Raw genomic sequence first — 3,061 nt, forward strand, 5'->3', positions numbered from 1 at the left:
GCGGTATGCCCGGCGGCATGGGCGGCATGGGCATGGACATGTAATTTCGGTTGGGCCTCTCTTATTGGAGGCTCAGTTCGAAACACATGGGGGAGCGCGCCGCCAGGCGCGCTTTCCAAAAGAAAAACCCGCAGAGATGCGGGTTTTTTTATGGGCGCTTGTGTGGGCGCTGTTTGTGCGTGCTATTTATGGATGCTGTTTATGGGCGCTGTTCATGGGCGCGCGCTACCTCACGCACCAATCCTCAATGCCGGGCTTCGCCCGGCGCCGCGTCTTTGCCGGCAGTCGGCGGCGTTTCATCGTCGCTGCTGCGGGCCCAGAAGAAGCGGTCCGGCATATACGCGCCCATTCCGGGCCGGAATGCGTTGCGCACCGCCTGATACAGATACTCCTGCGCTTCGCGCACGGCTTCCGCCGGCTCTTGACCGTTCGCCAGCAACGCGGCAATCGCGGCACCGAGCGTATCCGTGATGCCCATGATCCGATGGCTGCCGCGGTCCCACATATCCTGGCGCAGTTGGCCGTCTTCGCTGAACAGCGTATTGACGAGCCGGTGCGTGCCGGTTTCCGTCGACAGAATGTATTCGCAGCCTTGTGACAGCAGATGCGAGATCGCCGCGTCGAGGCTCGGCGCTTCGGCATCGCCGTCCGGCTGGGCGAGCGCGAGCAGGGTGGCCGAATCGGCGACCAGCAAGGTGGTTTGCGGCGCCAGCAGGTCGGCGATCGCTTCGCGCAGTTCGTCGGCGGCGAGCACGTGTTCGTCGTCGAGCGTGAAATCGGGGGCGAGGATCAGCGGGATGTCGTCGTAATCGGCGACGACCTCTGCAATCGCGCTCACGACTTCCGCGCGTGTGCAGGCGCCGACCTTGAAAGCGGCGATCGGCATATCTTCGAGCAGCATTCGAGCTTGAGTCGCGACGACTTCAGGGTCGAGCCCGGTGACTTCGTCGCAGCTTGCCGAGTCACGCACGGTATAGCCCGTTAGCACGGAGACGCCGTGGCAGCCCATGCTGGCAAGGGTCAACAGATCGGCTTGCAGGCCGGAGCCACCGGTGGGATCGGAAAGGCCGAAGGTGAGGACGATCGGAGGCGTGTCGCTGGGCATGAAGATTTACAAAAAGGAGCTGTATTTAGGCGCAGAGGGTGCGCAATCGGCTCAATTATGCGGCCTAAACCATTATGAGGGCGGTTTTTCGCATTCTCCGGAGCGTTGCTGCAAGCAAGACCCGTGTCATTGGCAGTCGCGCGTCGGCATGGGCGGCCGCCATCGGCAAAAAAGCGCCAGACCCGCTGCGAGCGCCGCGCACGACCGGGGCAGCCACGCCGCGGCACTGCGCCGCAAGTACGGCGCAAACCGACTCGGCCCGCATCGCCCGAGGCCGCTGCACGTTGCGATTCGGCGTTTCTGATTGCTAGGCATTGGGGCGGCAACACGGTACCATCATGGCTCCCGTTTCCACGGACTCTACGACGCGACACAAGAATGGAATATCAAAGCTGGATGTGCCTGATTTGCGGCTGGATTTACGACGAAGAAGCCGGTTTGCCGGACGAAGGTATTGCGCCGGGCACCCGCTGGGAGGACGTTCCCATTAACTGGACCTGCCCGGAATGCGGAGCGCGCAAGGAAGACTTCGAGATGGTCCAGATCTAAGGTTCCTGGGGCCACGGGCGCGATCCGGCCGGTCGTCATGCCGGGTGCCTGCGGCGCGGCATTTCGCAGGCGGCGTCCGCCGTATCGAACGCTGCATGTGCCCGGAACGCAGCCCCAACGCGTCGACGCGGAACCTCCAGGTTGCGCCGTGTCGCAGCGGTAGTCTGTCATTGTCCTGTCGCTCGTTCGCGCGTTAGTCGATCAGTCTCTCGTGCGACCTTGAGCGGCGGCCCGTCAGCTTCCTGTCGCCTGCCCATGACTCTTCGATCCGCTGCACCCGATTCCTTCGACGCCTTGCCGAATCCGCGCGGCGGCGCCGTCCGTCCGGCGGAGCTGGCGCTGGCCGAGGCGCTGTTGGCATTCGAGCAGCACAGCGAGAGCACCTCGGCGTTGCTGCGTGCGTCGCACGCATTGCGCGAGGCCGGCTGGCTGAGCGCGCAGCGCTTCGCGGACGCGCTGGTGCGGTTGTCGCCGTTAGCCGAGGGCGATCCGGTTGCCGCGGATAGTGCCCGGCCCGTGTTCGGCGCGGCATTGCGTGATTTCCGTACGGCACTCGAGCGTCACAATCTGCGCGAGCTGTCCTGCTCGCCCACGCTGTTCAATCACTATCGCGCGCTCTGTATCCATCTGTCGGAGCACACGCCCGGCTCGACCGTCGCGTTCGAAGATCTCGCACTCAATGCTCGCCCGGTGCCCCCGGTATCGCTGCACAGTCAATCCGCGGATCGACTGGCCCATTTGCGGGCGCGTTATGAACGCGCGCTGTTGCCGGTGTTGCGCGCGCAGCCTGATAGCAGCGGCGCCGCGCTCGCTTTCACGAACGCCGCGCTGGATGAACTGGACGCCGTTCTCACCGAACTCTCCGGCCCGGACCCCTACGATTTCTGGCGGCTCGCCAAAGCCTGTACCAAGGCGCTGCGCGTCAGCGGCCGCGCCACGGGAGAAGCCGACGCACGGCGTTTCTATGCGCGCTGTAACCTCGCGCTGGCGGATCACGCGCGTGGCATCGAGCGCGCGCCGCGTTCGCTGGTGCGCGCGACGCTCGCGCTGCTGTGGCGCGACTATGCGTTGTTCGGCGCGGCGGCGGAAGATGCCGACCAGGTCGAGGTGCTGCACGACTATGGTTTGACGGTCGATTGGCACGTGGCGGGCACCCAGGCATCGGAAATGCTTTGGGAAGCCGGCGCGATGGAGGCGCAAGCGATCAGCGCGACCCGCATCGCCCTGACGCGCGAACTGGGTGTGTTGACAGTCAACGCGAACGCCTACGAGGATTTTCTGCAAACCGCGGATGCCTCGATTTCGGCGTTGACGGACCATGCCCGCGCGGCCGATCAGCCCGAGAAAGCGGATCCGAGCGAAGCACTGCAGGCGGGCGACGCGGCCTATCGGCTCGGCGCCGCCGCC

Annotated in this window: 3 protein-coding genes; 2 read left to right on the forward strand and 1 reads right to left on the reverse strand. The window is 65.0% G+C overall.

What is annotated here, in order from left to right:
• Positions 1-244: 244 nt before the first annotated feature.
• Positions 245-1,105, reverse strand: coding sequence for a hydroxymethylpyrimidine/phosphomethylpyrimidine kinase (locus QOC89_RS05615; protein ID WP_323044124.1), 861 nt, complete (start codon positions 1,103-1,105; stop codon positions 245-247).
• A 378-nt stretch (positions 1,106-1,483) separates the two neighbouring features.
• Between QOC89_RS05615 and QOC89_RS05620 the strand changes: the two genes are divergently transcribed.
• Positions 1,484-1,654, forward strand: coding sequence for a rubredoxin (locus tag QOC89_RS05620; RefSeq protein WP_006047743.1), 171 nt, complete (start codon positions 1,484-1,486; stop codon positions 1,652-1,654).
• A 255-nt stretch (positions 1,655-1,909) separates the two neighbouring features.
• Positions 1,910-3,061, forward strand: a 1,152-nt coding sequence (locus QOC89_RS05625; protein ID WP_323044125.1) for a hypothetical protein, incomplete at its 3' end; no start/stop codon positions are given.

The organism is Paraburkholderia sp., from assembly GCF_034668105.1.
Classification (GTDB): Bacteria; Pseudomonadota; Gammaproteobacteria; order Burkholderiales; family Burkholderiaceae; genus Paraburkholderia.